This window comes from Microcystis sp. M165S2 (genome assembly GCF_020245885.1).
Lineage (GTDB): Bacteria > Cyanobacteriota > Cyanobacteriia > Cyanobacteriales > Microcystaceae > Microcystis.
This window is the reverse complement of the sequence record NZ_JADBTZ010000201.1, coordinates 1-3189: the sequence shown is the minus strand read 5'-3', so window position 1 is coordinate 3189 and position 3189 is coordinate 1. Positions and strand designations below refer to the sequence as shown.

Below are 3189 nucleotides of genomic sequence, written 5' to 3'. Positions count from 1 at the left end.
GTTGTGATAATTGTACCGGAAGGCAATTGATAGCCTGTTAAATTCCCTTGTTTCCACCACCTCCAAGCCGTTCGATAACTTATTCCTGTTTTTTTTGCCTAGTCTGATAGTTTCGTGTTCACATATTACCATGGCTGGCTATATATGACTATATTTGTATTGAAACTTTACAATACTCCTCACTTACAGCTTTTCTCAGATACATGAGGTTCGTTCTTGCATCTGAAATACTTGATTAGCAAGAATGAGCTTGTGCTTCACCTTCACGAGAAAGGCTGTCATACTGTTCACTAAAAACTCACATCTGGTCACTGATAACTGATCACTGATCACTGATTCAAGACTGACTGCCGTTGATCAAAGTAATTACCGTCACTTCGGGGGGACAAAAAAGACGACCGGGAAAATAGGTTCCTAAGCCTCGATTGACATATAATTGATTTTCCCCAACTCGGTGAAATCCCTCGGACCATTGCCAGTATCGGACTACTCTGCTAAACTGCCGGTGAAAGGGAACCCATTGACCATAGGGTTCTGGCAGCGATCGCCTAAGTTTCTCTAAAATTATCGGTAGGGAACCGATACCGGGGATAGTCACTTGACCTCCGTGGGTATGACCGGATAACTGCAAATCCACGCGCCAATCCCTTAAAAGCATGGCTGTATCGGGATTGTGGGAAAGGACGAGTCTGGGTATATCGGGAGAAATTTGCTCGAGGATTTGCGGTAAAAATTCCCCGGACCAATAATCGGCCAATCCGACAATGGGAAAATTTTCGCCGTAGGGTGTGGCGATTTCATTCCAGAGTACCCGAATTCCCACGCTAGTTAGGGCTGATCTGACCGTTTCCCTTGCCTGCGGAAGATAACTGTCATGATTTCCTAAACAAGCATAAATACCCCCTTGACTTTTGAGAGCTTTTATGCTCTCGACTAGGGCAAAAATCGGACTAGGACTATAGGTAATAAAATCCCCCGTCAGGAAGATGAGATCGGGTTTTTCCTGATTAGTAATGGCGATCGCTTCTTGCAGGACAGCTACAGGCAAATGCTGTTCATCGCAGTGCAGATCTGACCACTGCACCAACTTGATCCCTTGCAGAGCTGCCGGTAAGCTGGCAATTGCGATCGTTAATCTTTCTACCTGTAAGGATTCTAACCAAAAGGGTCGCATCGGTGAGCCGTTGTCGGTGAGTAGTTACCAGTCTATCAATTATTTGCCGATGGGGTTGTTGGGGGACGCTTCCGCAAACATCCCTCTTTTGACCATTAGCCTTGAAATTTATCGATAATTCTCTCCATAGCGGCCTCGACGTTGGCACGACTATTAAAAGCCGATAGCCGGAAATAACCCTCTCCGGCAGCCCCAAAGCCGGATCCGGGGGTTCCCACCACATTACAGGTGTGCAGTAGCTTATCGAAGAAATCCCAACTCGATAGACCCTGGGGCGTTTTTACCCAGACGTAGGGCGCATTTACGCCGCCATGGACTTCTAAACCAGCAGCGGTTAATTTTTCTCGGATAATTGTTGCATTTTGTAAATAAAACTTGACAAGTTCTTGTACTTGTGCTTTTCCTTCCGGGCAATAAACCGCCTCGGCCCCCCGTTGGACAATGTAGGAAACGCCGTTAAATTTGGTCGATTGCCGACGATTCCACAGTTTCCAGAGTTGCACATCCGTCCCGTCGGCAGCTTTGGCCATGAGACTTTGGGGAACCACGGTTAAAGCGCAACGAGTCCCGGTAAAACCGGCATTTTTGGAAAAAGAGCGAAATTCGATCGCACATTGCCGCGCCCCCTCGATTTCGTAGATGGAATGGGGTAAACTGGCATCGGTGATAAAGGCCTCGTAGGCCGCATCAAAAAAGATAATCGATCCGTTTGCCCTAGCATAATTGACCCAAGCTGTCAAGTGTTCTTTGGTAGCCGTGGCCCCGGTGGGATTATTGGGAAAACAGAGATAGATTAAATCGACTTTTTCGGCTGGAATCTGGGCAGTAAAGTTATTTTCGGCGGTAATTGGCAGATAAATCAGTCCCTCGTATTCACCGCGGTCGTTGGCCTCTCCCGTGTGTCCAGCCATAACATTAGTATCAACGTAAACGGGATATACTGGGTCAGTTACGGCGATCGAGTTATTATCCCCAAAAATATCGAGAATATTGCCCGTATCGCACTTAGAACCGTCGGAAATAAAGATTTCATCGGCACTTATATCACAACCGCGAGCCTGAAAATCATTGACGGCGATTTTCTCCCTTAACCAAGCATAACCCTGTTCGGGCCCGTAACCTTTAAAGCTAGAGCGATCGCCCATTTCCTCCACCGCTTTAATCATTGCCTCCCGACAAGCTCGGGGCAAAGGTTCGGTGACATCCCCAATCCCCAGACGGATAATATTAGCATCGGGATGGGCTGCCGCAAAAGCTTGGACTCGTCGGGCAATTTCCGGAAAAAGATAACCCGCTTTTAGTTTTAAGTAATTACTGTTAATGGTTGCCATAATTCTTCTCGTTTCAGTCGCAACCTTTAATTTTATAACAGTTTCAGGGACTAGGACTGGGTGTGGCCTGTTGTCTTTCGATATACAATCAGATAAAAACCTCTTAATAATTGACATTAGTATGGGTGAATCAAAACGTCGTCAATCGGCCCTGGGTGATAAATATGGACAGGAAGAAAATATCCTGCCTTGGCTACCGATTACCAAAAGTCAAGCGGCCCAAGCTTACAAGTTAACCACTAGGGGTGCCTGGATTGGTATAGGAGTTTTAGCCGGCGCTTGGGTAGTTATTCGCTTTGTCGGGCCGGCCTTCGGTTGGTGGAATGTGCAGTAAGCTGTCAATGGGGAATAGGGAGCGATTAACTGTTCCCTATTCCCAGATTCTCACTGATTTGCCAAGATCTGGTCATCGATCGCCCAGTCTATTTCTTGCCGATCTCGACCGGAAGGGAGATAATCGTTCTGGAAGGAGTCTGCTAAACCACTGACGAGATCATATTCGGGCTGCCAGTTTAACTCCCGGGTGGCCTTATTAATATCAGCTTGACACTCCCGTCGCGCTCATGCGAGGGATTCTTGGTTCACTGACTCAAGTTGTCTTGACAGGTATTGCTACCAACCAAAATAGAGCTTAAATCTCCCCAAGCGTTTAGGTCTGATGACCAACTTCCGATATGCCCTATC

The 3189-nt window shown here is 46.9% G+C and carries 3 protein-coding genes and 1 pseudogene; 1 reads left to right on the top strand and 3 read right to left on the bottom strand.

All coding sequences use genetic code 11. The features are described 5' to 3' along the window. Window positions 1-337 precede the first annotated feature (337 nt). The gene (locus tag IM479_RS10560; protein WP_287684225.1) at window positions 338-1174 is read right to left on the bottom strand and encodes a metallophosphoesterase; all 837 of its coding nucleotides are present in this window, start codon (window positions 1172-1174) and stop codon (window positions 338-340) included. 95 nt (window positions 1175-1269) lie between these two features. Continuing rightward, on the bottom strand, window positions 1270-2505 hold the full coding sequence (locus IM479_RS10555) for an LL-diaminopimelate aminotransferase (protein ID WP_287078163.1): 1236 nt from the start codon (window positions 2503-2505) through the stop codon (window positions 1270-1272). Between the two features lie 121 nt (window positions 2506-2626). On the opposite strand from IM479_RS10555, the gene IM479_RS10550 reads away from it, so the two are divergent. Continuing rightward, the gene (locus tag IM479_RS10550) at window positions 2627-2839 is read left to right on the top strand and encodes a DUF2839 domain-containing protein (RefSeq protein WP_286825267.1); all 213 of its coding nucleotides are present in this window, start codon (window positions 2627-2629) and stop codon (window positions 2837-2839) included. A gap of 50 nt (window positions 2840-2889) precedes the next feature. Here the strand turns inward: IM479_RS10550 and IM479_RS10545 are convergent. After that, window positions 2890-3048: pseudogene (locus IM479_RS10545) on the bottom strand (NAD-dependent epimerase/dehydratase family protein); the annotation flags it as partial. Window positions 3049-3189 lie beyond the last annotated feature (141 nt).